General features: G+C 66.0%; 24 protein-coding genes. 8 read left to right on the top strand and 16 right to left on the bottom strand.

From position 1 onward, the window contains the following. Nucleotides 1-118: 118 nt before the first annotated feature. The 11 genes from NMP03_RS01725 to NMP03_RS01775 form a co-directional block, all read right to left on the bottom strand. A complete protein-coding gene (locus tag NMP03_RS01725; protein WP_256506825.1) occupies nt 119-1,102 on the bottom strand; it encodes a lipase family protein in 984 nt (327 codons plus the stop codon). Beyond that, a complete protein-coding gene (locus NMP03_RS01730; RefSeq protein ID WP_256506826.1) occupies nt 1,099-1,902 on the bottom strand; it encodes a glycoside hydrolase family 18 protein in 804 nt (267 codons plus the stop codon). The genes NMP03_RS01725 and NMP03_RS01730 overlap by 4 nt, the downstream gene beginning before the upstream one ends. Continuing rightward, complete coding sequence (locus NMP03_RS01735) at nt 1,902-2,447, bottom strand: hypothetical protein (protein WP_256506827.1); 546 nt, start codon at nt 2,445-2,447, stop codon at nt 1,902-1,904. Before NMP03_RS01735 ends, NMP03_RS01730 begins: the two co-directional genes overlap by 1 nt. 380 nt (nt 2,448-2,827) lie before the next feature. Beyond that, the gene (locus NMP03_RS01740) at nt 2,828-3,286 is read right to left on the bottom strand and encodes a hypothetical protein (protein ID WP_256506828.1); all 459 of its coding nucleotides are present in this window, start codon (nt 3,284-3,286) and stop codon (nt 2,828-2,830) included. A 108-nt stretch (nt 3,287-3,394) separates the two neighbouring features. After that, on the bottom strand, nt 3,395-4,087 hold the full coding sequence (phoB, locus tag NMP03_RS01745) for a phosphate regulon transcriptional regulator PhoB (protein ID WP_256506829.1): 693 nt from the start codon (nt 4,085-4,087) through the stop codon (nt 3,395-3,397). 11 nt (nt 4,088-4,098) lie between these two features. Beyond that, on the bottom strand, nt 4,099-4,788 hold the full coding sequence (phoU, locus tag NMP03_RS01750) for a phosphate signaling complex protein PhoU (RefSeq protein WP_256506830.1): 690 nt from the start codon (nt 4,786-4,788) through the stop codon (nt 4,099-4,101). Between the two features lie 25 nt (nt 4,789-4,813). Continuing rightward, the gene (gene pstB, locus NMP03_RS01755) at nt 4,814-5,626 is read right to left on the bottom strand and encodes a phosphate ABC transporter ATP-binding protein PstB (protein WP_319937613.1); all 813 of its coding nucleotides are present in this window, start codon (nt 5,624-5,626) and stop codon (nt 4,814-4,816) included. Continuing rightward, complete coding sequence (gene pstA, locus NMP03_RS01760) at nt 5,626-6,924, bottom strand: phosphate ABC transporter permease PstA (RefSeq protein WP_406698076.1); 1,299 nt, start codon at nt 6,922-6,924, stop codon at nt 5,626-5,628. The genes pstB and pstA overlap by 1 nt, the downstream gene beginning before the upstream one ends. Further along, on the bottom strand, nt 6,917-8,293 hold the full coding sequence (gene pstC, locus NMP03_RS01765; protein ID WP_256506831.1) for a phosphate ABC transporter permease subunit PstC: 1,377 nt from the start codon (nt 8,291-8,293) through the stop codon (nt 6,917-6,919). Before pstC ends, pstA begins: the two co-directional genes overlap by 8 nt. Next, complete coding sequence (locus NMP03_RS01770) at nt 8,290-9,324, bottom strand: substrate-binding domain-containing protein (RefSeq protein WP_256506832.1); 1,035 nt, start codon at nt 9,322-9,324, stop codon at nt 8,290-8,292. Before NMP03_RS01770 ends, pstC begins: the two co-directional genes overlap by 4 nt. Before the next feature lie 55 nt (nt 9,325-9,379). Further along, nucleotides 9,380-10,630, bottom strand: coding sequence for an ATP-binding protein (locus NMP03_RS01775; RefSeq protein WP_256507977.1), 1,251 nt, complete (start codon nt 10,628-10,630; stop codon nt 9,380-9,382). Nucleotides 10,631-10,731: 101 nt separating this feature from the next. Between NMP03_RS01775 and NMP03_RS01780 the strand changes: the two genes are divergently transcribed. The 4 genes from NMP03_RS01780 to NMP03_RS01795 are packed head-to-tail and all read left to right on the top strand — an operon-like array spanning nt 10,732 to nt 13,343. After that, on the top strand, nt 10,732-11,121 hold the full coding sequence (locus NMP03_RS01780) for a hypothetical protein (protein ID WP_256506833.1): 390 nt from the start codon (nt 10,732-10,734) through the stop codon (nt 11,119-11,121). A 7-nt stretch (nt 11,122-11,128) separates the two neighbouring features. After that, entirely contained in the window at nt 11,129-11,401 is a 273-nt protein-coding gene (locus NMP03_RS01785; RefSeq protein ID WP_256506834.1) for an HPr-rel-A system PqqD family peptide chaperone, read from the top strand. Beyond that, the gene (locus tag NMP03_RS01790) at nt 11,398-12,252 is read left to right on the top strand and encodes an HprK-related kinase A (protein ID WP_256506835.1); all 855 of its coding nucleotides are present in this window, start codon (nt 11,398-11,400) and stop codon (nt 12,250-12,252) included. The genes NMP03_RS01785 and NMP03_RS01790 overlap by 4 nt, the downstream gene beginning before the upstream one ends. After that, nucleotides 12,249-13,343 carry a nucleotidyltransferase domain-containing protein gene (locus NMP03_RS01795; RefSeq protein WP_256506836.1) on the top strand — a complete coding sequence of 365 codons (1,095 nt, stop codon included), beginning with the start codon at nt 12,249-12,251 and terminating at the stop codon, nt 13,341-13,343. The genes NMP03_RS01790 and NMP03_RS01795 overlap by 4 nt, the downstream gene beginning before the upstream one ends. Here NMP03_RS01795 and NMP03_RS01800 read toward each other — a convergent pair. After that, the gene (locus NMP03_RS01800) at nt 13,325-14,011 is read right to left on the bottom strand and encodes an HAD-IA family hydrolase (protein WP_256506837.1); all 687 of its coding nucleotides are present in this window, start codon (nt 14,009-14,011) and stop codon (nt 13,325-13,327) included. The two genes, NMP03_RS01795 and NMP03_RS01800, sit on opposite strands and share 19 nt — an antisense overlap. Before the next feature lie 76 nt (nt 14,012-14,087). Between NMP03_RS01800 and glmU the strand changes: the two genes are divergently transcribed. The 3 genes from glmU to NMP03_RS01815 all read left to right on the top strand — a co-directional run bounded on the left by glmU (nt 14,088) and on the right by NMP03_RS01815 (nt 19,384). Next, nucleotides 14,088-15,443 carry a bifunctional UDP-N-acetylglucosamine diphosphorylase/glucosamine-1-phosphate N-acetyltransferase GlmU gene (gene glmU, locus NMP03_RS01805; protein WP_256506838.1) on the top strand — a complete coding sequence of 452 codons (1,356 nt, stop codon included), beginning with the start codon at nt 14,088-14,090 and terminating at the stop codon, nt 15,441-15,443. Between the two features lies 1 nt (nt 15,444). Then, the gene (glmS, locus tag NMP03_RS01810) at nt 15,445-17,280 is read left to right on the top strand and encodes a glutamine--fructose-6-phosphate transaminase (isomerizing) (RefSeq protein ID WP_256506839.1); all 1,836 of its coding nucleotides are present in this window, start codon (nt 15,445-15,447) and stop codon (nt 17,278-17,280) included. 277 nt (nt 17,281-17,557) lie between these two features. Beyond that, nucleotides 17,558-19,384 (top strand): putative bifunctional diguanylate cyclase/phosphodiesterase, encoded by a 1,827-nt coding sequence (locus tag NMP03_RS01815; protein WP_256506840.1) that lies wholly within the window; start codon nt 17,558-17,560, stop codon nt 19,382-19,384. Between the two features lie 7 nt (nt 19,385-19,391). Here NMP03_RS01815 and NMP03_RS01820 read toward each other — a convergent pair whose 3' ends face one another. The 4 genes from NMP03_RS01820 to NMP03_RS01835 all read right to left on the bottom strand — a co-directional run bounded on the left by NMP03_RS01820 (nt 19,392) and on the right by NMP03_RS01835 (nt 24,357). Beyond that, complete coding sequence (locus NMP03_RS01820) at nt 19,392-20,135, bottom strand: 3'(2'),5'-bisphosphate nucleotidase CysQ (protein ID WP_256506841.1); 744 nt, start codon at nt 20,133-20,135, stop codon at nt 19,392-19,394. Beyond that, nucleotides 20,117-22,051, bottom strand: a complete 1,935-nt coding sequence (gene cysN / locus NMP03_RS01825) for a sulfate adenylyltransferase subunit CysN (protein ID WP_256506842.1) — start codon at nt 22,049-22,051, stop codon at nt 20,117-20,119. Before cysN ends, NMP03_RS01820 begins: the two co-directional genes overlap by 19 nt. Further along, nucleotides 22,051-22,965 (bottom strand): sulfate adenylyltransferase subunit CysD, encoded by a 915-nt coding sequence (gene cysD / locus NMP03_RS01830; RefSeq protein ID WP_256506843.1) that lies wholly within the window; start codon nt 22,963-22,965, stop codon nt 22,051-22,053. Before cysD ends, cysN begins: the two co-directional genes overlap by 1 nt. A gap of 63 nt (nt 22,966-23,028) precedes the next feature. Beyond that, entirely contained in the window at nt 23,029-24,357 is a 1,329-nt protein-coding gene (locus NMP03_RS01835) for a UDP-glucose dehydrogenase family protein (RefSeq protein ID WP_256506844.1), read from the bottom strand. A gap of 473 nt (nt 24,358-24,830) precedes the next feature. Between NMP03_RS01835 and NMP03_RS01840 the strand changes: the two genes are divergently transcribed. Further along, complete coding sequence (locus tag NMP03_RS01840; RefSeq protein WP_256507978.1) at nt 24,831-26,162, top strand: EAL domain-containing protein; 1,332 nt, start codon at nt 24,831-24,833, stop codon at nt 26,160-26,162. The last annotated feature ends 42 nt before the right edge of the window (nt 26,163-26,204 follow it).

Below are 26,204 nucleotides of genomic sequence, written 5' to 3' on the forward strand. Positions count from 1 at the left end.
GGAAAGACCCGTCGTCGTGAGGAACGCGTCTTTCATACTGCGATGTTATAAAGTCTCAAGGCTGTTTTTGTCGCAGTGCGGTGCAATATCGGCTGGATGGGTTTGTTCTCGCCGCCTGTTACAAATAGGCAACAGGAAGTGCGGGCAGCGGTGTAGCGGCGGCGAGGCTATGTCCGCGGGGCGCGACGATCGTCCCGAAACCGATCGAGAAGGGCAGCGGCGGGGCGCCGAGCAGTTCCAGATAGGTATCGGGCATATGCTGGTGCAGGTTTTCGATCACATAGGCGACCAGCGCGCAATCGATCGGTATCGCGCGCACGCTGCCTTCGAGCGCAACCGGGGTACCGATCGCGGTATAGTCGTAGCCACCCAGCGCGAGGCGCGCGGCGGTCGCCAGTAGCATCGCCTCAACCACCAGCCCGCCCTGCGGCGCCGGCTGATAGAAGTCGCGCGTCGCCAGCACCTGGTCCCAGCCATAGGAAACGGTGTCGAGCGTGTTGAAGACGCGCTGCACCTTGCCGTCTAGCGCCGTGCCCGGACCGAACAGCGCGGCAAACGCGCCGTTCCCCGGGGTCATCCCGGCGAAGCTGCTAGCGGCGATCGCGCGGTCGGCGAAGCGTTCGCTCAGCCACAGCGCGATCACCGGGGCGAGCGTCCCGCCCAGGCTGTGCCCGGTGACGGTAAGCGTGGTCGCAGCGGGTAGCGCCGCGACCGCCGCCTCGAGCGTCACACCCTGCGGATCGGCGAGCTTCAGCAGATTGTCGAGCGCGAGTTGGGTCCCCGCCGAAATCTTGGCCCCGTCGCCGCTCGGCCAGGGTGACATCGTGCCGAACGGGCTGTCCTCGTTGCCGTCATACCAATAGGCCGACGAAAACGGATCGGGATAGGTGCCGCGAATCGCAAGCACCGCGCTCGCCCCATCGGCGCTGGTGGCGAGATAGGCGAAGTTGACCGGCGGATCGGGCGGCGTCGGCAGCCAGCCAAGCTGCCAACCCGCAGTCGGCGTCGCTTCGGCCAGATAGCCGCCGATCGAAGCCGGCGCACCATAAGCGATTCCCGCCAGCGTCATCAGTACCGCCGGATCGACTGCCGCCGGGCTCATGGCAGATTCTCGTGGATGGTATTCGTCCAGGTGCCGTCGGGTTGGCCGGTGATGCTTTCGATATCCGAACTGAGGTTCCACAACGTCATCCCCGCCTTGGCCCCGCTCGACGGGTTCCATTGCGAAAGCTGCGCGGTTTCCTCGACGGTGGTGCCCTGGCTGACCGGACCGACCTTGTCGGCCTTGACCCCGATCGAAATCTTCCCGGGCTCGATGACGGTGGCATATTGTTCGACCAGCGCGGTCATCGTGTCATAGTCGTCAAAATAGGCGATCGTGTTGATTCCGGTGAGATACGGCGCGAGCTGCTGGATCACCGTCTGGTCGCGTTCGAAGATATACGTGTCGAGCGTCAGCAGCGCGTCGGGCATCGCCTTTCGCATGCCGATGACGGTGTCGACGAACTGCTGCCCCGGAAAGGTGTCGACATCCTCGTTGTCGATGTCGAAGCCGTCGAGCCCCCAGCTTTCGGCAAGGCTGGCGCACCAATCGCCGAACGCCGCGGGATCGGTGATGCCGGTATTCCAGCCTACCGGGGGCGAGGGCGTGCCGATCAGCGACAACAGGATCTTGGTATTAGGCGCGTTGCTGCGGATCGCGGCGATTCCGCTGCGGATCGAATCCTCGCTATTCGCCTTCTGGAGGAAGCCCTGGCAGGTGACGTTACCCGGATACAGGTTGCCGAACGCCAGCACGACCCGATCGATATAGGACGGGGTCGCCGCCAGCGTCGGTCCGGCGCCGGGGCCCGAGGGGGTGTATCCAAGCCAGAAGGCGGTGAAGAGCTGGCTTGGCATCATCAGATCAACGTCGTGCCGTTGAAGGTGGGTACCGGGTACACCACGGCGTCGACCACCGGATTGTCGATGTCGGCGCCGCTATAATAGACCAGCCGCTGCGTCGGGGTGGCGATCAGCGCGTTCGAGGTCGAAGGATTGATCTGTACCGTGCCGCGCCACCCGGTGCCGCCCTGCGGAATCGCGCCCTTCTCCGTGGTCAGGCCGGGGATGCACTGCACGCCATAGATCAGCGTCTGGCCCGGCGAGATCGACTGCTGGAGGAAGCCGTTTGCGGTCGATCCGAAGAACTGGCTCGACGGGAAGATGTTGACGTTGCCCTGTGCGTCGATGAACTGCGCCTGTAGTGCGCTCTGCCCCAGTCCCTGGGAGAACTTTGTCGTCTCCTGAAAGACGATATTGAAGTTCACATTCTGAAACGCCGACGGGATCACCGAAATCTGAATGAAATATCCCTGTACCAGCAGCGGATTGTTGGGCCCTGCGGGAACCACCTCGGTAGGAACGAGATTTTCATATACGATCTCGAATGCCGAAAGTAACGTCATCAGCCCCTCCTGTCCAAATCGAATAACGTCGTTGTCGGGCAGGGTGTATGAGAGGATATGACGGTCGTCAAAAATAGATCGGACTAAAACGGCTTCAATGACCGATTTTATGTAAGTAGAACCCCCTAGAAGGGTGCGCTTTCACTTGAACACTAGCGTTGATCTTATAGTAAAGCGGCCAAATTGCATTCCGCCCGCTTGCCGACGAGGGAGGCGGCTGCCGTGAGCACAGCGCTTACGGCCGCCCCCTCCGTCAGCGCTGCGAGGCTGCCACCTCCCCCTGGAGGGGAGGAATTTCCGGCTCTGCTGGCAACGGCAAAGGGCGTAGCATTGCTGCCACGCCCCTTTTCTGCATGCCGGCGCTCTTGGTCGACTAGCGCTTACTCGCCGCGGTTGCGGCAGCCGTCGGTCTGGCCGCGCTTGCACACCGGATATTCGGCCTTGGGTGCGGGCGGCGGGAACGCCTGGCTAGGCGACATCGACGCCTGGACGCGCACCGTTGCACCCGCCTGCGCCGGGCCCGACATCGGCGGCTGCGCGGGCATATAGCCACCCGTGGTCATCGACCCGCTGCCGCTCGCCATCGGCTGCTGCTCCATCGGCTGGCCTGCCGGGCTGGCGGGGGGCATCGTCGAATCGGGCGTCGTCATCGGCGGCGCGTCCTGCGCCGCGTCGGGGGCGGTCGGCTCCATGGTCGAGCCCTGACTCGCGGGGGCATCGGCGCTGCTCATCGGCGCGTCGGCGCCCGATGGCGGCATGTTGCCCGAATTGGTGGGGGCGGTCTGCGCGAATGCGGCGCTGCTCAGCGCCAGCGCGGCGGTCATTGCGATGAATTTCATGCGTGCTCTCCTGCTCGATACCGAAGCGCGAAAGGGTGCGCTGGCACAAGGAACGCGCTGACTCGCGAATCTTTCCAGTCCCCCCGGTTTCGGCGGCAGGGCGCCCCGTTACGCCCCCGAGTCGAGTGCGTAGCCCGCCGATCGCACGGTGCGGATGATGTCGGGCCGGTCGGTGCCGTTGATCGCCTTGCGCAGCCGGCGGATATGCACGTCGACCGTCCGGCTCTCGATGTCGCTGTCATGCCCCCACACCGCGTCGAGCAACCGCTCGCGCGAGAAGACCCAGCCGGGATGTTCGAGGAAATGCTTGAGCAGCCGGAATTCGGTGGGGCCAAGCGGCACGACCTCGCCGCCGCGGCGCACCTTGTGGCCGACGGTGTCCATCTCGATGTCCGAATAGACCAGTTGCTCGCCCGCGAGCGCCGGCCGCACCCGGCGCAGCACCGCGCCCACGCGCGCGACGAGTTCGCGCGGCGAGAAGGGCTTGGTCACATAATCGTCGGCACCGGTTTCGAGCCCGCGGACGCGGTCCTCTTCCTCGCCGCGCGCGGTGAGCATGATGATCGGCACGTTGGCGGTCTCGGGCATCCGTCGCAGCCGGCGGCAGACTTCGATGCCCGAAAGCCCCTCGACCATCCAGTCGAGCAGCACGATGTCGGGTGTCGCTTCCTTGGCGAGCAGCAGCGCTTCCTCGCCATCGGGGGTCTGCTTGACCTCGAAATCCTCGCGCTTGAAATGCCAGGTGAGCAGTTCGGCGAGGGCGGCATCGTCCTCGACCAGCAGCATCTTCACTCGTGCCATCGTCGCCACCTTCAGTTCGCTGCGGTTGAGGGAATGCGTTCGCGTTCGCCCATCTGCTCGCCGGTTGCCGCGTAATATACCATCTCGGCGAGGTTGGTCGCCTGGTCGCCGATCCGCTCGAGATTCTTGGCGACGAACAGCAGATGCGCCGCCTGGCTGATGCTGGCGGGATTCTCCATCATGAAGGTCACCAGCGCGCGGAAGATCGAGTTATAGAAATCGTCGACCGCGCGGTCGCGCTCGCCGATCGACATCGCCTTTTCGATGTCGCGCGCGGCAAAGGCGTCGAGCACGTCGTGGAGCATTTCGCTCGCGACGCCCGCCATCGCGGGCAGCACCGACAGCGGCTCGATATGCCGATGCCCCTCGATATCGGCGACGCGCTTGGCGATGTTCTTGGCATGATCGCCGACGCGCTCGAGCGTGTTCGAGATCTTCATCGCCGCGACGACCTCGCGCAGATCGTCGGCCATCGGCGCGCGCAGCGCGATCAGCTGCACCGCGAGCCGCTCGACTTCGTGCTCGAGCACGTCGATCTTCTTGTCGCCCTCGATCACCTTGGCGGCGGCATCCAGGTCATGCCGCACCAACGCCTCGATCGCACCGGTGATCGCCTGTTCGGCAAGTCCGCCCATCTGTGCGATCAGCCCGCGCAGTTGCCCCAGTTCGTCGTCGAAAACCTTGACCGTATGCTCGTTCATGTCGTTGTGCCTCGAGGCGAAGGGATCAGCCGTAGCGGCCGGTGATATAGTCCTTGGTCCGCTCCTGGCGCGGGTTCGTGAAGATTTCCGACGTCACGCCATATTCGACCAGATTGCCCAAGTGGAAGAAAGCGGTGCGCTGCGACACGCGCGCCGCCTGCTGCATGTTGTGCGTGACGATCACGATCGCATAGCGGCCGCGCAGCTCGTGGATCAACTCCTCGATCTTGGCAGTGGCGATCGGATCGAGCGCGCTGCACGGCTCGTCCATCAGGATGACTTCGGGATCGACCGCGATCGCGCGCGCGATGCAAAGCCGCTGCTGCTGGCCGCCCGACAGAGCGGTGCCCGAATCGGGCAGCCGGTCCTTCACTTCTTCCCACAGCCCCGCGCGGCGCAGCGAGCGTTCGACGACATGGTCGAGATCGGCCTTCGACGGCGCCAGCCCGTGGATTCGCGGGCCATAGGCGACGTTTTCGTAGATCGACTTGGGGAAGGGATTGGGCTTCTGGAACACCATCCCGACGCGCGCGCGCAGCTGCACGACGTCCATCGACGGCGAATAGATATCCTCGCCGTCTAGCGTGATGTCGCCTTCGGTCCGCGCGATCGGGATCGTGTCGTTCATCCGGTTGAGCGTGCGCAGGAAGGTCGACTTGCCGCAGCCCGACGGGCCGATGAACGCGGTCACATTGTCCATGTCGACATCGATCGACACGTCCTTGATCGCGTGGGTCTTGCCATAATAGACGTTGACGTCGCGCGCCGCCATCTTGATCGGGCGCGCAGGCGCGTTGGTCGCGGCTTCGGCAGAGGGTTTGACGTGGACGTCGGTCATTACCAGCGGGTCTCGAATCGGTTGCGGAGATAAATGGCGAGCGCGTTCATCGCGAGCAGGAACATCAATAGCACGATGATCGCCGCGCTGGTCTTTTCGACGAAGCCGCGGCTCACCTGATCCGACCAGAGGAAGATCTGCACCGGCAGCACCGTCGCCGGGCTGGTAAGGTCGTCGGGCGCGGTCGAGATGAAGGCGCGCATGCCGATCATCAGGAGCGGCGCGGTTTCTCCCAGCGCGCGCGCCATGCCGATGATCGTGCCGGTCAGGATGCCGGGCAGCGCGAGCGGCAGGACGTGATGGAACACCACCTGGATCCGGCTCGCCCCGACCCCCAACGCCGCGTCGCGGATCGACGGCGGTACCGCCTTCACCGCGTTGCGCCCGGCGATGACGATCACGGGCATGATCATCAGCGCCAGCGTCACCCCGCCGACGATCGGCGCCGAGCGCGGCATGTTGAAGGTGCCGAGGAACACCGCGAGGCCGAGCAGGCCGAAGATGATCGAAGGCACCGCCGCGAGGTTGTTGATCGACACCTCGATCAGGTCGGTCCAGCGATTGCGCGGGGCATATTCCTCGAGATAGATTGCCGAGAGCACGCCGATCGGGAAGGCGAGCGCGAGCGTCACCAGCATCGTCAGGAACGATCCCTTGAGCGCGCCCCAGATGCCCACCGCGGTCGGATCGGTCGAATCGGCGCCGGTGAGGAAGGTCCAGTTGAACCCGCTGGTCAGCGCGCCGCGCTGCGTCAGCATCGCCGCGGCGGCTTCGGTCTCGGGGGTGGCATCCTCGGTCGCGGCGGTGTGGATGTCGCTCGATGCGGGCACGGTGATCGTCGCCTGCTTGGTCAGCAGGCTGGGATCGTCCTTCACCGCCTCGCGCACCGTCACCCACGCGCTGTCCGAGATGTAGCGTTCGCCCTCGGCGCCGAACGCCTCGACCGCCGCTGCGCCGACCGCGTTCTGCAGCCCGGCGCCCGCGAGCGCCAGGTCGGCACCGCGCCGCCCGAGCTGGTCGGGGGTGACGTCGAGGTTCATCGCCGCGAAGTTCAGCGGCAGTCGAACCTCGGTACGGCTGAAGCCCGCCAGCCCGTTCGACAGCATCGTCCACAGCAGGAACGCCAGGAACCCCGCCGAGATCGTGACTGCGGCAAGGCCCAGCAGCCGGAAGCGACGTTCGGCGGCGTAGCGGCGGCGGATGCGGCGCTGCATCGACTGGGTCTTCCAGTCGGTCGGCGCGCGCTCCGCAGGCTCGTGTCCCCCCGCAAGCGACTGGGCAACGATGGGACTATTCATACGCTTCCCGGTATTTCTTCACGACGCGAAGCGCGACGATGTTCAAGAGGAAAGTGATCACGAACAGCGTGAGGCCAAGCGCGAAGGCCGCCAGCGTCTTGGGGCTGTTGAACTCGGCTTCGCCGGTCAGCAGGTCGACGATCTGCTTGGTGACGGTGGTCGCGCTGTCGAAGGGGTTGAGCGTGATCGTCGCCGCGCCGCTGGCGGCCATCACGACGATCATCGTCTCGCCGATCGCGCGCGACACCGCGAGCAATACGCCGGCGACGACGCCGGGGAGGGCAGCGGGGAGCAGCACGCGGCCGATCGTCTCCGACGTCGTCGCGCCCATCGCCAGGCTGCCGTCGCGCATCGAGGTCGGCACCGCGGCGATCGAATCATCGGCCATCGACGAGACGAAGGGGATGATCATCACCCCCATCACCAGCCCCGCCGACAGCGCGCTTTCGGAGCTTGCGAAGGTGAAGCCCAGCGACACCGCAAGGTCGCGGATCGCGGGGCCGACGGTGAGCGCGGCGAAATAGCCATAGACCACGGTGGGAACGCCCGCGAGGATCTCGAGGATCGGCTTCATCCATTTGCGCACCGCGGGCGCGGCATATTGGGTGAGGTAGATCGCGCTCATCAGCCCGAACGGGATCGCGACCAGCATCGCGATCACCGCGCCGATGAAGAAGGTGCCCCAGAACAGCGGCACGGCGCCCAGGTCGGCGCCGGGGTCGGCGGGGTTGATCACCTGCGGCGCCCAATTGGTGCCGGACAGGAAATCGGTGATCGGCACGATCGAAAAGAAGCGCGCGCTTTCGAACAGCAGCGACAGGAAGATGCCCAGCGTCGTCAGGATCGCGATCAGCGACGCCACCAGCAGCGCGAGCATCACCGCACGCTCGACCCGCGTCCGCGCGCGGAAATCGGTGGCGATCCGCGTATAGGCAAAGGCGCCGCCGGCAAAGGCGAGCAGCACCGCGATCGCGGTACCGATCCAGGCATAGCTGGTCATATAGCCGTCGAAGACCGGGGCGAGGACTTCGGCCTCGGGATTGAACGCGCCCAGCCCCTCGGTCCCTGCCAGATTGCGCGCTTCGCCGAGGATCGCCGAGCGTTCGAAGCCGGCAGCGGGCAGCGACTGCGCCTGCGGCGTCGCGAGCACGGCATCGTTCACCAGCTGCGGGCTCAGCCACGACCAGAAGGCGAGGAAGACCAGCGCAGGAACCGCGACCCACATCGCGACATACCAGCCATGCTGACCGGGCAGCGAATGCAGCCGCTTGCCGCCGACGCCCTGCAGCCGGGTGGCACGCGCACGCGCGGTGAGCCAGCCGATCAGCGCGAGGCCGACGATCAGCAGCAGCAATGCGGTCGCGGTCATTTGAGCACCGCAGGATCGAGCGCGATGCCGCGCCTCACGATTTCGGCCGATCGCTCGCGAATCTCACGCGGCGCCGCGATCATTCCCTTGCGCACCAGCGGGCCATCGGGCCCCCAGGCGGCGACATAATCGTCGAGGAACGACTGCAATCCGGGGATCGGGCGGATATGCTGCTTCTTCACATACAGATAGAGCGGCCGCGCGCCCGGATAAGCGCCCGACGAGATGGTTTCATAGGTCGGTTCGATGCCGTTCAACGCGCTGCCCTTCAGCCGGCCGGCATTTTCCTCGAGATAGCTGAAGCCGAAAATGCCGACAGCATTGGGATTGGTCACCAGATTCTGCACGATCAGATTGTCGTTCTCGCCCTTGTCGACATAGGCCGAGTCGTTGCGCATCCGCGTGCACATCGCGTTATAGGCCTCCTCGTCGCTGTCCTCGAGCGCCTCTGCTTCGGGCACCGCAGCCTTGCAGCCGGGCTCGAGGATCAGTTCGACAAAGGCATCGCGCGTCCCGCTGGTAGATGGCGGCCCGAGCACCTGGATCGGGATGGCGGGGAAGGCGGGATTGACCTCGGACCACAGCCGCGCGGTGTTGGGCTTGCCGCCGGGATTGGCGGCGACCGCGCGGTAAATGTCGGCAAGGGTGAATGACAGCCCCGGCCCGTTAAGCGATTCGGCGAGCGCGATGCCGTCGATCCCGACCTGGATTTCGAGAATCTCGCGCACGCCATTGGCTTGGCACGAGTCATATTCGGAGCGGTACAGCCGGCGCGAAGCGTTGAGCATGTCGGGATATTGCGGGCCGATCCCGGCGCAGAACTGCTTGATACCCGCCCCGGTGCCGGTCGATTCGATCACCGGCGACTTCATGTCGGGGCGCGCGTTGTTGAACTGTTCGGCGACCGCGGTGGTGAAGGGGTAGACGGTCGACGAGCCGACGACGCGGATTTCGTCGCGCGCGGCCCGGCTGTCGCTGCAAGCGGCGAGTGCGAGCGCACTCAGGCTCGCGATGGCGACGATACGCAGCATGTGGACTTGCCCCTGGCGGTCGCGCGGGTTGCGCTGGGAGTGGGTTAGCACCCCGTCACGGAGCCTCTGTTACATTGACGTTGCGTTTTGATGACACCGGTCCAGCCGGCAGCAATACCGTGACCACCGTTCCCGCGCCCGGCGTGCTGGCGATGTCGAGCCGCCCGCGATGGCGCTCGACGATATGTTTGACGATCGACAGGCCGAGCCCGGTGCCCCCCATTGCGCGGCTGCGTCCCGAATCGATACGATAGAATCGCTCGGTCAGCCGCGGCAGGTGCTGTGGCGCGATGCCTTCGCCCTCGTCGGTCACCGAAAGGCGGACCATCGATCCGCCGTCGTGGCGCAGCTGGATCGTCACGGGTGTGCCCGGCCGGCCATATTTCATCGCATTGCCGACGATATTGTGGAGCACCTGGCTCAATTGCGCGCGATCGCCCTTGATCGGCGCGACATCGGCGATCGCCGAGCAAAGGTCGCCGCCGCGCCCGTTGCTGGCAGCGGCGATCTCCGAGCGGACCTCCTCGACCAGGTCGGCGAGGTCGACCAGCGTATCGGGCTCGCGATATTTCTCGGCCTCGATCCGGCTGAGCGACATCAGGTCGTCGATCAGCCGGCGCATCCGGTTCGCCTCGTCGAACATCACCTTCAGGAAGCGGTCGCGGATGCCCGGATCGTCGCCGGCTTCGTCGCGCAACGTCTCGATGAAGCCCAGGATCGACGCGAGCGGGGTGCGCAGCTCGTGGCTGGCATTGGCGACGAAATCGACGCGGATGCGGTCGGTGGCGTAGCTGCCGGTGCGGTCGACCAGGTGGACGATCCGCACATCGTCGCCGAGCTCGCGCACGCGCATTTCCCAGCGCTGCTCGCGCGTGCCCAGCCCCACCAGATGGATCGGTTCGTCGCCGCGCGACCCGGCGGCGGCGACCAGCCGTTCGGAGGCGGCGGGATGGCGGATCGCCAGCCGCACGTCTTCGCCCAGGATATGCTCGCCGAGCAACGTCTTGGCGGCGGCGTTGGCGCGGATGACGCGCTTTTCGGCGACGACCAGCATCGGTTCGCCGATCGCCGCGATCACGTCGGCGATCGCTGGCTCGGGCGTCGCGGGCGGCGGGGCGAGCGGTTCGGGCACCCGCGGCGGCGCCTCGTCCTCGCCGGTGCCGATCGCCACCAGCACCGCGGCGATCCCACCGACCAGCGCGACCGCGACCGATTCGATGCTGCCACCGATGACAAAACCGGCGAGCGCGCTCACCGCTGCCAGGCCCAGCGCAAGCGCCGCCCGAATCCCCGACCCCTGTAACATTCCCGCCATGTACCCGATCCGGGACGCTTTGGGGTAGCACCTGCTTGGGTTAACCCTGTTTTACCATTGCGTAAGGCATCCAAGCCTACAAAGGTGGCAGCATGACCGACGAACCGTCCAAGCCCGCCGAACCCGGCCGCCGCGCGCTGATGCTGGGCGCGGTCGGGGCGTCGGCAATCGTCTCGATCCGCCCCGCGCTCGCGCAGACCGCGGCGTCGCTGTCGACCTGCGAGATCCCGGTGCCCGATCCGGGGCGTGCGGGGAGCTACATCGCGCAGGATGGCAAGGTGGTGCCCGCAGGCACAGCGGGTGCCTTCCCGCCGGCATCGCGCCCGTTCACCGGCGAGGAGGTGAAGCGCGCGCTCAATGGCGGGTCGCTGCCCGGCGCCGATTATTCGCAGAGCAAGGCCTACACCAATTACATCCGCCGGCTGCAGACCGGCACCAGCGGCTTCACCTGCTTCGCCTCGTTGCAGATGCCGCGCGGCTGAGCCGGCGGTGCCCGCACGCTATCGGGCAAGCGCGGGCGCGGCGCTGCGGATCGTGCCGCTCGACCTGCTAACGCTGATCTATCACCGCGCATCGGGGCAGACGCATGTCGTCGCTTCGCCGGTGCCCGAAATCCTCGAGACGCTCGCGACCGAGGCGATGGACGTCGCCGCGCTGCTGGCAAAGCTCACCGCCACCTATGACCTCGGGGATGCCGACGCCGAGGCGATGGCGGCAAGGCTCGACGAACTGGCGGCGGTCGGGCTGGTCGAACGCGGGTGAGGCACGTCTTCCACGTCAAAATCGGGCCGATCGGCTTTCGCGTCGGATCGGATTGGCGCCAGCCGATCGCACAGCTCGAAACGCTGTATCGCGATTATCCCGAGCCCGATGACGGCATCCCCGATTTCAGCGTCCGGCTGTTCGCGGCGCGGCCGTGGCGGCGCTTCGTGCGCCCGGCGGTGATGATCGGCGGCGACTATACCATCCCCGACACCGCGCCGTTGCCGCTGTCGCTAGGGCTGCTCGCGGCCGAAATGGGGATGAACCTGCAGATGGCGCTGGCGCAGCGGCGCTACCTGCTGCTCCACGCATCGTGCGTCGAGCGCGATGGCCGCGCGGTGCTGATGACGGGGATTTCGGGCGCGGGGAAATCGACGCTGGCGGCGCTGCTGATGGCGCGCGGCTGGCGGCTGATGGGCGACGAATTCGCGTTGGTCGATCCCGAGACCGGGCTGCTCCACGGCTTTCCGCGGCTGGTGAGCCTGAAGAACGAAAGCGTGGCGGTGATCGAGGCGGCGCTGCCGCGCGCGCGTTTCGGGCCGTTGCAGCTCGCGACGCCCAAGGGCGATATCCGCCACCTGGTGCCCGATGCCGATTCGATCGCGCGTATGGCCGAGCCCGCGCGCGCCGCGGCGATCCTGTTCCCGCGCTTCGGGTTCGAGGCGGCGCAGCGTCCGGTGCTGCCGAGCGAAACCTTTGTCCGGCTGACCCAGGCGTCGACCAATTATGTCGCGATGGGCGAGCGCGGGTTCGATGCGCTGACCGCGCTGGTGCGCGGCGTGCCGGCGGTCGCGATCGACTATCCCGATGCCGCGACCGCGGTTGCGCAGGTCGAGGCGGTGGCGGCATGAGCGCGCTGCTGCTGGTCGCGGCGCTGCGCGATCCGCCTAGCGTCACCGCGCTCGACGCCGATGGCTGGACCGCGCTGATCGGGGCGGCGCGCGCCGAACAGATGATCGGCACACTCGCCTATCGGCTGCAGGGGTTGCCGATGCCCGATGCCGCGGCACGTATCCTCGCCGACGCGCGATTGTCGGCCGATCAGGGGCGGATCGCCGCATTGTGGGAGGCCGAGATGGCGCGCCGCGCGCTGGCACCGCTCGGGGTGCCGGTGGTGTTGCTCAAGGGCACCGCCTTCGTTGCGGCGGGCTTGTCGGCAGGCGTTGGCCGCTCGATCGGCGATCTCGACATCCTCGTGCCGCGCGAGTCGATCGATGCCGTCGAGGCGGCGTTGCTTGCCGCCGGCTGGGAATGGGTGAAGCCCGATCCCTATGACGATGCCTATTACCGCCAATGGATGCACGAGCTGCCGCCGCTGATCCACCGCGAGCGCGACCGGATGATCGACGTCCACCACACGATCCTGCCGCTTACCGCGCGGGTGCGGCCCGATGCATCCTTATTGTTGGCCGATAGCTTCGAACTGGGGAACGGGCTGTCGATGCTCAGCCGCGAGGATGTGCTGGTCCACGCCGCCGCGCATTTGTTCGCCGATGGCGATCTGGCGGGCGGCCTGCGCAACCTGTGGGATATCCACTGCCTGCTCGATGAGTTCGACGCACCGGGGTTCCGCGATGCGCTGATCGCGCGCGCCGCGCATCACGGGCTAGCGCGCGAAATGGCAAGAGCGGTGCGGTTGGCCGATGCGCTGTACGTCCCCCTTCCCCTTGCGGGAGGGGTTAGGGGTGGGCTCGATGTCTCATCGAGCGCGCTGTCCGATACGAGCCCACCCGCGGCCCCTCCCGCGAGCGGGAGGGGGGCGAGGTTCGCCGACCGCCTCTACCGCCGCCGCCTGCTCGGTCGCGACGGCTGGGGCGTCCAGCGGCGCAAGCTCAGCGAATTCGCCTTCTACCTGCGCGGCCATTATCTGCGGATGCCCCCAGCAATGCTAGCGCGCCACCTTTGGACCAAGTGGCGCAAGGGCTATCGCCCGCCCGGCTGAGCCAAGCGGTGCAGCGTCGGGATCAGTTCGTCGAAACGGTCGATCACCGCATCGGCTCCAAGCTCCTCGACCGGCTGCCACAGAAAGCCGAAGCTGACCGCGATCGAGGGGATCCCCGCCGCCTTCGCCGCGTCGATGTCGAAGATCGAATCGCCGACGAACGCGGCGCGCCCGCCGCCTGTGCGGCGGATCATCTCGTGGATCGGCAAAGGCGAAGGCTTGGCATTGCCCTTGCCCATCGTGTCGCCGCCGATGATGCAGGCGAAACGATCCGAAAGGCCGAGTTCGCTGATCAGCTTCACCGCCATATGCTCGAACTTGTTGGTGACGATCGCGAGCGAGACACCGCTCGCCTGCAGCGCATCGAGCGCATCGAGTAGCCCCGGGAAGGGGACGGTATGCACCGAGATATTGGCGGCATAATGATCGAGCAGCAGCGGATAACCGGTATCGAGCATCGCCTCATCAACCCCGCCCGATGCCGCCAGCCCCTGTTTGAGCATGTGCCGCGCGCCCAGCCCGACCATCGGCTTCACCGCTTCGACCGCCAGCGGCGCTCGGTCGTTGAGCGCCAGCACATGGTTCACCGCCGCCGCGAGATCGCCGCTGGTGTCGAGCAGGGTGCCGTCGAGGTCGAAGCCCACGATATCGAAAGGAAATCCGGTCATGCCTGTCGCCTGCCAGCCGCGCTATGGAATTGGCAAGCCATTCGTGGCAGTCGGCGCGGCGAAACGAGGAAGCTGCATGACCACGCGACCGATCGCCGCCATCATCCTTGCCGCCGGCAAGGGCACGAGGATGAAGTCCGACCTGCACAAGGTGCTCCACCCGATCGCGGGGCGGCCGATGCTGCTGCATCTGGTCGCGTCGGTTGGCGCGCTGGCGCCCGACCGGATCGTCGCGGTGGTGGGCGCGGGGCGCGAGCAGGTCGAGGCGGCGGTGGCGCCGCATGGCCTTTCGATCGCGCACCAGGCCGAACAGCTCGGCACCGGCCATGCGGTCGCGCAGGCGCAGGCGGCGCTCGGCGGCTTTTCGGGCGATGTGCTGATCCTCTATGGCGACGTGCCGCTGGTCACCGCGGCGACGATGCAGCGGATGATCGATCGGCTGCACGGCGACGATGCCCCGGCCAGCGTGGTGCTGGGCTTCCGCCCCGCCGATCCGGGCGCCTATGGCCGGGTGATCGCCGATGCGGCAGGGCGGATCGAGCGCATGGTCGAGTTCAAGGACGCGAGCGACGCGCAACGCGCGGTGACGCTCTGCAATTCGGGGCTGATGGCGGTGCGCTCGGAAGACCTGTTCGACCTGCTCGCGCGCGTCGGCAACGACAATGCCGCGGGCGAATATTACCTCCCCGACATCGTGATGCTCGCGGCCGCCGATGGTCGCGCCTCGGCGGTGATCGAGACCGACGCCGCCGAAGTCGCCGGGGTCAACAGCCGCGGCGAGCTGGCGGCGGTCGAGGCCGATTGGCAGGCGAAGCGGCGCGCGGCGGCGATGGCCGATGGCGCGACGCTGCTCGCGCCCGGGACGGTGTGGTTCGCGCACGATACGGTGATCGGTCGCGACGTGGTGATCGAACCCAATGTCGTCTTCGGCCCCGGTGTGACGATCGCCGATCGGGTGACGATCCACGCCTTCTCGCATCTCGAAGGCGCGACGGTAGCGCAAGGATGCAGCGTCGGCCCGTTCGCGCGGCTGCGGCCGGGAACAATGCTCGAACGCGGCGCGAAGGTCGGCAATTTCGTCGAAATCAAGAACGCGGTGCTGGGCGATGGGGCCAAGGCGAGCCACCTGACCTATCTCGGCGACGCCGATATCGGTGCCGACGCCAATATCGGCGCGGGAACGATTACCTGCAATTATGACGGCTTCTTCAAATATCGTACGAAGATCGGCGAAGGCGCGTTTATCGGTTCGAACAGCGCATTGGTCGCACCGGTGGCGATCGGCGACGGTGCGATCGTCGGGGCGGGATCGGTGGTGACTGCCGATGTCGACCCCGGCGCGCTGGCGCTGGCACGCGCGCGACAGGAAGTGCGTCCCGGCTGGGCGGCGCGGTTCCGCGCGCTGATGCAGGCAAGAAAGGCGAGCAAATAAGATGTGCGGTATCGTAGGCATATTGGGGACCTCGGACGTCGCAGACCGGCTGTTCGACGGGCTGAAGCGGCTCGAATATCGCGGCTATGATTCGGCGGGGATCGCGACGCTGCACGACGGCCGGCTCGAACGCCGCCGCGCGCAGGGCAAGCTCGTCAATCTCGGCCGGCTGCTTGCCGCCGAGCCGCTCCCCGGCCGGGTGGGCATCGCGCATACACGTTGGGCGACGCACGGTGCGCCGACCGAGGACAATGCGCACCCGCACACCGCTGGCCGCGTCACCGTCGTCCACAACGGAATCATCGAGAATTTCAAGCCGTTGCGTGAGGAACTTCAGGCGCAGGGTCGGGTGTTTCTCAGCCAGACCGACACCGAGGTGGTCGCGCACCTGATCGATTCGGCGCTCGATGCGACCGGCGATCCGCAGGCGGCGGTGCGCGCGGTGCTGCCGCGGCTGCACGGCGCATTCGCGCTCGCGATCCTGTTCCGCGACCATCCCGACATGCTGATCGGCGCGCGGCTCGGCTCGCCGCTGGTAGTCGGCTATGGCGGCGAGGATGAGGGGGGCGAAACCTTCCTCGGCTCGGACGCGCTGGCGCTGGCGCCGCTCACCCAGCGTATCGCCTATCTCGAGGAGGGCGATTGGGTCGTGCTGACGCGCGAGGGCACGCAAGTGTTCGATCGCGACAACATGGCCGTCGAGCGGCCGATCACGATCAGCGGCGTCACCGGCGCGCTGATCGACAAGGGCAACCATCGGCATTTCATGCTGAAGGAAATCTTCGAGCAGCCGATCGTCGTTGCGCAGACGCTGCGCTCGTACATCCGGCCGCTCGAGGAGCAGGTCGCGCTCCCCGACATGGATTTCGACCTGTCGAGCGTCGAGCGCGTGACGGTCGTCGCCTGCGGCACGGCAAGCTATGTCGGGATGATCGGCAAATATTGGATCGAGCGTTTTGCGCGGCTCCCCGTCGAAGTCGATGTCGCGTCGGAATTCCGCTATCGCGACCCGGTGCTGCTGGCGAACACGCTCGGCGTGGTGGTGAGCCAGTCGGGCGAGACCGCCGACACGCTCGCCGCGCTTCGCCATATGAAGCAGCACGGGGTCACCACCGCGGGCATCATCAACGTGCCGACCAGCTCGATGGCACGCGAGGTAGATCTGCTGCTCCCCACCCATGCCGGCCCCGAGATCGGCGTCGCCTCGACCAAGGCGTTCACCTGCCAGTTGGCGGTGATGGCGGCGCTCGCGATCAACCTGGCGCGCGCCAAGGGCAAGCTCGACGCCGCCGAGGAGCGCGAGATCGTCCATCATCTGCTCGAGGTGCCCTCGGCAATCAGCGCGGCGCTGGCGCATGACGACGAGATCAAGGCGATGGCGGGCACGATCGCCGGCGCGCGCGACGTGCTGTATCTGGGACGCGGCCCCGATTATCCGCTCGCGCTCGAAGGCGCGCTGAAGCTCAAGGAAATCAGCTATATCCACGCCGAAGGTTATGCGTCGGGCGAGATGAAGCACGGGCCGATCGCGTTGATCGACGAGCATGTGCCGTTGATCGTCCTCGCGCCCTCGGGCCCGTTGTTCGACAAGACGGTGTCGAACATGCAGGAAGCACAGGCGCGCGGCGCGCAAGTGGTGCTGATCTCCGACGCCGACGGGCTGGCACAGGCCGGCGACGATGCGGTCGCGACGATCGAGATGCCCAAGGTCCATCCGCTGATCGCGCCGATCGTCTATGCGATTCCGGTCCAGCTACTGGCCTATCATGTAGCGGTCGCCAAGGGCACCGACGTCGATCAGCCGCGCAATTTGGCCAAGAGCGTAACCGTGGAGTGAGTCGGGTCCGCGGACGATCAACCCCTTAGTAACGTCTCTACGCGCGGCTTTTTGCGTATAGTATCCGTTGAAACAAATATTGCAGTTTTGCTACACCGTGCCCATCGGATTGATAGCAATGCAGTAATTCGCTGAGCGTTACCTAATTGCCACTTCGCGCCCAAAATAGTCGGCCCGGTCTTCATATTCGCTTAACCGTCGCCGCATACATCGCGGCAATACATAACATGACCGTGGAGGTGTCGTGCGCATCCTGGTGGTGAATGACGAGCCTTCGATGCATGCCCGGTATCGGCAATGCTTCGGCGCGTCTGATCCCGCGGACGGTACCGGCTCCGAAACCGACGACGACCACCTTCCCGAGTTCGAATTGGTCCATGTCGATCAAGGTGGCGACGCGGTCGACCTCCTGTCGCGCGCGGATCAGGATCAGTTTGCCGTGGCATTGATCGATGTCCGCGCATCGGGGGTGGATGGTCGCGAAACCGCGGCGCAGTTGCGCGCGGTCGATCCCGACATCAATTTGGTGATCATCAGCGATCAGGTGGACACGTCGCCGGTCGAGGCTTTCCTCGTCGCAGGTCCGCCCGACAAGATCTGTTTCATCGCCAAACCGTTCGAGCCGCCGCAGATCGCGCAGATTGCCGGGGTGCTGGGCCGTCGTTGGTCATCCGATCGCATGCTCGCGGCGACGCGCGCCGAGCTCGCGGCCAAAACCGCCGAGCTCGAAGCGCAGCAAAGCGAACTTGCCGAACTCGCGCGCCAGGCGATGCATGTCGCCAATCACGATCCGCTGACCGACGCACCCAATCGGCAGGCCTTCCTGCGCGCGCTGGAGGACCAGGTAGCCACCGGCGATGATTTCGCGATGGCGCTGATCGATCTCGATCGCTTCAAGCTCGTCAACGATACGTTCGGCCATCTGGCGGGCGACGAACTGGTACGCCAGATTTGCGCGGCGCTGCGCGAGAGCGCGCCGGAGGACGGGGTGGTCGCACGGCTGGGTGGCGATGAATTCGCGGTACTGTTCGCGGCACCCGGCGAACAGGTGGCGGCGATGATATGCGATCGGCTGCTCGCCGCCTGTGCGGCCAATTTCAAGGTGTTCGATCACGAGCTGCAGGCCAGCGCCTCGATCGGCCTGGTGCTCGTCGAAGGCTGGCAGCGACCCGATCCGATCGACGTCATGCGGCGCGCCGATCTCGCGCTCAACGAGGCCAAGCGGCGCGGGCGCGGCATTATCCGCCTGTTCGACGAAGCGATGGACGAATCGATTCGCTTTCGCCGCAAGATCGAAGGCGGCCTAGCTCAGGCGATCGCGAACGATGAATTGCGGCTGGTCTATCAGCCGATCGTCGAGCGCGGCGATCTCGAAATCGTCGCCTTCGAAGCGCTGCTACGCTGGGACAGCCCCGATTACGGGACGATCCCCACCGGCTTGTTCATTCCCATCGCCGAGGAATCGAGCCTGATCCACGAGCTCGGCGATTGGGTGCTCACCCAGGCGCTCGAAATGCTCCAGCGCTGGCCGGGGCAATATGTCTCGGTCAATTTCAGCCCGCGCCAGTTCCGGCGGCAGAATTTCGTCGCGCATGTGGTCGAGCGCGTCCAGCATGCGGGGATCGCCCCCACGCGGCTACAAATAGAGATCACCGAGACCGCGATCTTCGACGACGCCGAACGCGCCGCCGATACGCTGTATCGCCTGCGCCAGATGGGGTTCCGCATCGCTCTCGACGATTTCGGAACGGGCTATTCGAGCCTGTACAATATCCGTCGTTTCTCGCTCGATTGCCTCAAGATCGACAAGAGCTTCATCGACGGTATCGGCCGCGAGCGCGAAAGCGCGGCGATCGTCCAGTCGATCATCCACCTTGCGCGCGCGCTGGGGCTGGAGGTGGTCGCCGAAGGGGTCGAAACCCCGGCGCAGGTGCAGGCGCTGCGGATCGCGGGCTGTTCGCACCTCCAGGGCTATCATCTGTCGCGCCCCTTGGAAGCCGAGGACGCCGCCGAGATGGCGCAGCAGCGCTATATGCGCCCCGAGGTGATCAAGTTGGCGGTGCCGCGGGTGGTCGCGATCGAAGCTACCGGCAAGCCGGGGTAAACCCCGCTCAGTCAGCTTGTGCGAGCAGCGCCAATACGCGGTCGGCCCATTCGATTCGGCAGATCAGCAGGTCGGGCACCGAAACGTCGATACAGTTATAGACCAGCGGTGAACCGTCGATGCGCGACACGTGCAACCCCGTCGCAATTGCCACCGCTGCGGGGGCGCAATTGTCCCAGGCATATTGGCCGCCGGCGTGGAGGTAGATGTCGGCGGTGCCGCGCACCACCGCCATCGCCTTGGCCCCCGCCGAGCCCATCGGGATACGCTCGGCGCCGAGCGCGTCGGCTACCTTCACCGCCTCGGCGGGCGGGCGCGAACGGCTGACGACCATCCGTGGCCGCTGGGGCAGGGGTGCGAGCGGCGGCGGTGCGTCGCTCGCCAGCGTCACCCCCAGCCCCGGCAGCGCCACCGCGCCGGTGACCGCGACGCCGTCGATCGACAGCCCGATATGCACCGCCCAATCGTCGCGCCCCTCGGCATATTCGCGGGTACCATCGAGCGGATCGACTACCCACAGCCGCTGCGCAGCGCAGCGCGCGGGATCGTCGGCGGCTTCCTCCGACAGCACGAAATCCTCAGGGCGCGCATCGCGCAGCCGATCGAGGATCAGCCGGTTCGCCTGTGCATCGCCCGCTGTCCCGAGCTCGCGGCAGGGCGCCATCGTGCCTTGCAGCGCGAGCAGCAACGCCCCCGCCTCGGTGGCGATATCGGCGGCCAGTCGTGCGTCGTTCACAGCATCGGGCTCCATACGCCGACGACGCGCTCGACGATCGCCTCGGCGGCCTCCTCGGGGGTCAGCCGCCTGGTGTCGATATGGATGTCGGGGGTTTCGGGCGCCTCATAGGGGCTCGAAATGCCGGTGAAGTGCGGGATCTCGCCGCTGCGGGCTTTTTTGTACAGCCCCTTCACATCGCGCTGCTCTGCGACATCGAGCGGCGTGTCGATGAAGATCTCGACGAACTCGCCGTCGGGGAGCAAACTGCGCACCAGTTCGCGCTCGGCGCGGAACGGGCTGATGAAGGCGGTCAGCACGATCAACCCGGCATCGGTCATCAATTTGGCGACCTCGCCCACCCGGCGGATATTCTCGATCCGGTCGGCATCGCCGAAGCCCAGGTCGCGGTTCAGCCCGTGGCGGACATTGTCGCCGTCGAGCAGGAAGCTGTGCTTGCCCAGCGCGTGCAGCCGCTTTTCGACCAGATTGGCGATCGTCGACTTGCCCGATCCCGACAGCCCGGTGAACCACAGCAATTTGGGGGTCTGCCCCTTTTGCCGCGCATGCGCCTCGCGCGTGACTTCGACCGCCTGCCAATGGACGTTCTGCGCGCGCCGCAGCGCGTAGCTGAGCATGCCCGCAGCCACGGTGCGGTTGGTCATCCGGTCGATCAGGATGAAACCGCCGAGCTCGCGGCTGTCGGCATAGGCTTCGAACGCGATCGGGCGATCGGTGATGATCTCGGTCTCGCCGATATCGTTGAGGTGCAAGGTCGTCGCCGCGAGCGACTGAAGGGTGTTGACGTCGATCGTGCATTTGGGTGCCTGTACCGTCGCGCTGACGGTCTGCGTGCCGATCTTGAGCCAATAGGCGCGGCCCGGCAGCAGCGGCTCGGCATCGAGCCACACCAATTTGGCCTCGAACTGGTCGGCGACCTGGGGTGCATCGTCGGCGGCGGCGATGATGTCGCCGCGCGAGCAATCGATCTCGTCGGCCAGCGTCAGCGTCACCGATTGACCCGCGCGCGCGCTCCGCAGGTCGCCGCCAAAGGTGACGATGCGCGCGACGGTCGAGCTCCGCCCCGAGGGCAGCACGCGGATCGGGTCGCCGACGCTGATCGATCCGCTGGCGATCATCCCTGCGAACCCGCGAAAGTCGAGATTGGGGCGGTTGACCCACTGGACGCCCATGCGGAACGGTCGCGCCGCCTCGCGATCGGCGTCGATCTCGACGGTATCGAGATGGTGCATCAGCGTCGGCCCGGCATACCAATCCATTGCGGTCGATCGATCGACGATATTGTCGCCGCCGAGCCCCGAAATCGGGATCGCGGTGAAGGCGTCGATACCGATTTCGTTGGCAAAGGCGCGATAGTCCTCGACGATCGCATCGAACCGGCTCTGGTCATAACCGACCAGGTCCATCTTGTTCACCGCCAGCACGATGTGCCGAATCCCCACCAGCTGCGCGAGATAGCTGTGCCGCCGCGTCTGCGTCAGCACCCCCTTGCGCGCGTCGGTCAGGATCACCGCGAGGTCGGCGGTCGACGCGCCGGTGACCATGTTGCGGGTATATTGCTCATGCCCCGGCGTATCGGCGACGATGAACTTGCGCGCCGGCGTCGCGAAGAAGCGATACGCGACGTCGATCGTGATCCCCTGCTCGCGCTCGGCGGCGAGCCCATCGACCAGCAAGGCGAAATCGATATTCTGCCCCTGCGTCCCGACGCGCTTGCTGTCGCTCTCAAGCGCCGAGAGCTGATCCTCGAAAATCTGTTTCGAATCGTACAGCAGCCGCCCGATCAGCGTCGACTTGCCGTCGTCGACCGAGCCGCAGGTGATGAAGCGCAGCATCGACTTGCGCTGGTGCGCCGCCAAATAGGCGTCGATGTCATCGGCGATCAGCGTGTCGGGGACATAGTCGCGCGGGGACGCCGGGTTGGTCGCCATCAGAAATACCCCTCCTGCTTCTTCTTTTCCATGCTTGCCGCCTGATCGCGATCGATCGCGCGGCCCTGGCGTTCGGAGGTCGTCGTCAGCAGCATTTCCTGGATCACCTGCGGCAGCGTTGCGGCTTCGCTCTCGACCGCGCCGGTCAGCGGATAGCAGCCAAGCGTGCGGAAGCGGATCGACCGATCGACCGGCTGTTCGCCGGGCAGCAGCCGGAAGCGGTCGTCGTCGACCATCAGCAGCATCCCGTCGCGCTCGACCGTGGGGCGCGGCGCGGCGAAATAGAGCGGGACGATCTCGATCCCCTCGGCCAGGATATATTGCCAGATGTCGAGTTCGGTCCAGTTCGACAGCGGGAACACGCGGATGCTCTCGCCCTTGGCCTTGCGCGTATTGTACAGCCGCCACAATTCGGGGCGCTGCTGCTTGGGATCCCAGCGATGGCTGGCCGAGCGGAAGCTGAAGATCCGCTCCTTGGCGCGGCTCTTTTCCTCGTCGCGCCGCGCGCCGCCGAACGCCGCATCGAAGCCGTGCAGGTCGAGCGCCTGTTTCAGCCCCTCGGTCTTCCAAAGATCGGTGTGCAGCGCGCCGTGATCGAACGGATTGATCCCGCGGGCCATCGCGTCGGGATTTTGATGCACCAGCAATTCCATCCCCGCATCCGCGGCGGCCTTGGCGCGCAGGTCGTACATCGCGCGGAACTTCCAGGTCGTGTCGACATGCAGCAGCGGGAAGGGCGGGGGCGCGGGAAAGAACGCCTTCTTGGCGAGATGGAGCATCACCGCCGAATCCTTGCCGACGCTGTACAGCATCACCGGGCGCTCGGCCTCGGCAGCGACTTCGCGCAGGATATGGATGCTCTCGGCTTCAAGCCGTTCGAGATGCGTCAGCGGGGGCGTGGCGGAAGATTGCATGCCAAGCGAGGTAGGGGCGGCGGCGCGATTGCGCCAACGAGCTTTGCCGCCCCGCCTGCAAGCTCAGCTTTTGGCAGGCTGCTCCGCCGACGGGCGACCGACGCTGATATAGCGCAGCCCCGCGCGCTCGACCTGCGCCGCGTTATAGATGTTGCGCAGGTCGACCATCACCGGGCTTTCCATCGTCGCCTTCAGCCGATGCAGGTCGAGCGCGCGGAACGCGTCCCATTCGGTGACGATCACCACCGCCGCCGCGCCGTCGGCGGCGTCATAGGCCGATCGCGTATAGGTGACGTCGCCCAGCATCGGCCGCGCCGCCTCCATGCCTTCGGGATCATAGGCGCGGATCGTCGCGCCCGCGTCCTGCAGCGCCTGGATGATCGAGATCGACGGCGCCTCGCGCATGTCGTCGGTATTGGGCTTGAAGGTCAGCCCCAGGATCGCGACGGTCTTGCCGCGCACATCGCCGTCGAGCGCCGCGACCACCTTGCGCGCCATCGCGCGCTTGCGGGTGTCGTTGACCGCCACCGTCGTCTCGATCAGCCGCAATGGGCTGTCATGATCCTGCGCGGTCTTGACCAGCGCCAGCGTGTCCTTGGGGAAGCACGATCCGCCATAGCCTGGCCCCGCATGGAGGAACTTGCCGCCGATCCGGTTGTCGAGCCCGATCCCGCGCGACACTTCCTGGACATCGGCGCCGACCTTCTCGCACAGGTCGGCAACCTCGTTGATGAAGGTGATCTTCATCGCCAGGAAGGCGTTGGCGGCGTATTTGATGAGCTCGCTGGTGCGCCGGCTGGTGAACATCACCGGCGACTTGTTGAGGTACAAGGGGCGATACACCGCTTCCATCGGCTCGCGCGCGCGCTCGTCCTCGATCCCGACGACGATCCGGTCGGGGCGCTTGAAATCCTCGATCGCAGCGCCTTCGCGCAGGAATTCGGGGTTCGACGCAACCGCGAAATCGGCATCGGGGTTGGTTTCGCGGATGATCCGCTCGACCTCGTCGCCGGTGCCGACGGGCACGGTCGATTTGGTGACGACAACGGTGAAGCGCTTGAGCGCCGCGGCGATCTCGCGCGCGGCGCCGTGGACATAGGACAGGTCGGCATGGCCGTCGCCGCGGCGGGTAGGGGTGCCGACACCGATGAAGACGACGTCGGCTTCGCCGACCGGCCCCGCCAGGTCGGTGGTGAACGACAGTCGCCCCGCAGCTACGTTCTTGGCAACCAACGCATCGAGCCCGGGCTCATAGATCGGAATGCCACCGGCCTGCAGCTTGCCGACCTTGGCGTCATCCTTGTCGACACACACCACGTCATGCCCGAAATCGGCGAAACAGGCACCCGATACCAGGCCGACATAGCCCGAACCGATCATCACAATCCGCATGTCCGTGTATCCCAACTCGCGCAATCGGACGCCGGCATTGCGGTGACGTACGCGGAAAAAGGCCGATGCTTCGGGGCGAAGCGCGCCTCCGATTGGCAATAAAGCGGGGGCGGGTCAACGGCGCTCGGCTGCCGCGCAGGAGGCGCCGGACGCCGGAATCAAGAAAGCGCACCGTTGCCGATGCGCTTTCACCTTCGAGCAGGTCGAAGGAAGTGACCGAGCCTTCGGGCGACAACCGCCGTCCCGAAGTTTCGACCAGCTGGAATTACCAGGGGCGAAGCTGCTCGCTGTAGGTCTCACGGAACAGGTCAAACATTTAATGTCTCCCAGCGTTGCAACGTGCACGCAGAACATAGTTAATATTTAATTAGGTACGTTTCAAGGCCTTGTAAGCGGCGATATGACCCGCATCGGGACGGCAGCCCGCCTATCTTAACGCGATCGCAACGATCGACCGTTAACCGCGAACCGTGATGCGCCCGCAAGATCCAGACCCGCCGCCGGCCACCGGCACCGAATCGGCCGTCGATGGCTATCGGCGCGACGATGGCGGCGCCTTGGGTTCGCCCGGCTGGCGGCTGTTCATTTTGGCGGACGTAACCAATTTCGGGGCGTTGCGCCGCACGCTGGGGCGTTCGCGTGCCGGCCGCTTGATCGACGACATCGCGGCGATCGCCGCCATTGCATGGCCAGGGGCGCGGCTGGCGCCGGTCAGCCGCTCGATGCTCGAAATCGCATTCGAAGGCAGGACGCCTACCGATGCCGATGCGGCGATCGCCGCGTTGCGGCGGTGCTTCGACCAGCCGATCGATATCGATGGCGGGCTGCACCGGATCGAGATGCTATTCGCGGGCGCCGCAATGCCTGTCCATGACGACGACGATGTCCGGCTGATCGAGGCCGCCGAAGCCGCGCTCGGCCAGGCGCGCACCGACCAGATCGACATCGTGCGCGACCTGACGCAGATCGAACACGCTTATGATCGCATGGCGTTGATCCGCGACCTCAGCGGCGCGATCGGCAACGGCGAGATATTCCTGCAATATCAACCCAAGGTGCATTTACGGCAGCAGGAGATCGTGAGCGTCGAGGCGCTGGTACGCTGGCAGCATCCGACGCGCGGGCTGATCGCGCCCGCCGATTTCATCCCGCTCGCCGAGGAAAGTCGCAAGATCGGCGCGCTCACCTTGTGGACGATCCGAAAGGTCATCGCCGACCAGCAATTGCTGGCGGCGGCGGGGTTCGACCTCCCCATCTTCGTCAACATCTCGGGTATGCTGCTCGCCGATGCCGAATTCGTCGATCAAGTGTGCACGATGGTGCGCGGCGTGCCGACCAAGATCGGTTTCGAGATCACCGAAACCGCGGTCATCCGCGATCCCGAAAGCGCGATCCGGCATCTGCATACCTTCGCGCAGATCGGCGTGACGCTGGCGATCGACGATTATGGCGCGGGGCTTTCCTCGCTCGCCTATCTCAAGCAGCTTCCCGCGCGCGAACTGAAGATCGACAAGATGTTCGTGCTCGAGTTGACCAGCAGCAACCGCGATCCGCTGATCGTGCGCTCGACGATCGACCTGGCGCATGCGCTCGACATGGAAGTCACCGCCGAGGGGGTCGAAACCCCCGCGGCGCTGGCGTTGCTCAGCGTCATGGGCTGCGACATGGCGCAAGGCTTCCTGATCAGCCGGCCGATCGCGATCGACGCGATGATCCAGTTCCTCGAACAGGATCGCCATCTGGGCGCCATGGCGTCGATGCGCCCTACCTTCGGGCGACCGGAAGCGTTCTGGAAACGTGCGTAAGTCTTTGTCCAGCGGCTGCGTTGCGGCCCCTGCTCGGTCGCG

Origin of the sequence: Sphingomonas qomolangmaensis (genome assembly GCF_024496245.1) — a bacterium.
GTDB lineage: Bacteria > Pseudomonadota > Alphaproteobacteria > Sphingomonadales > Sphingomonadaceae > Sphingomonas > Sphingomonas qomolangmaensis.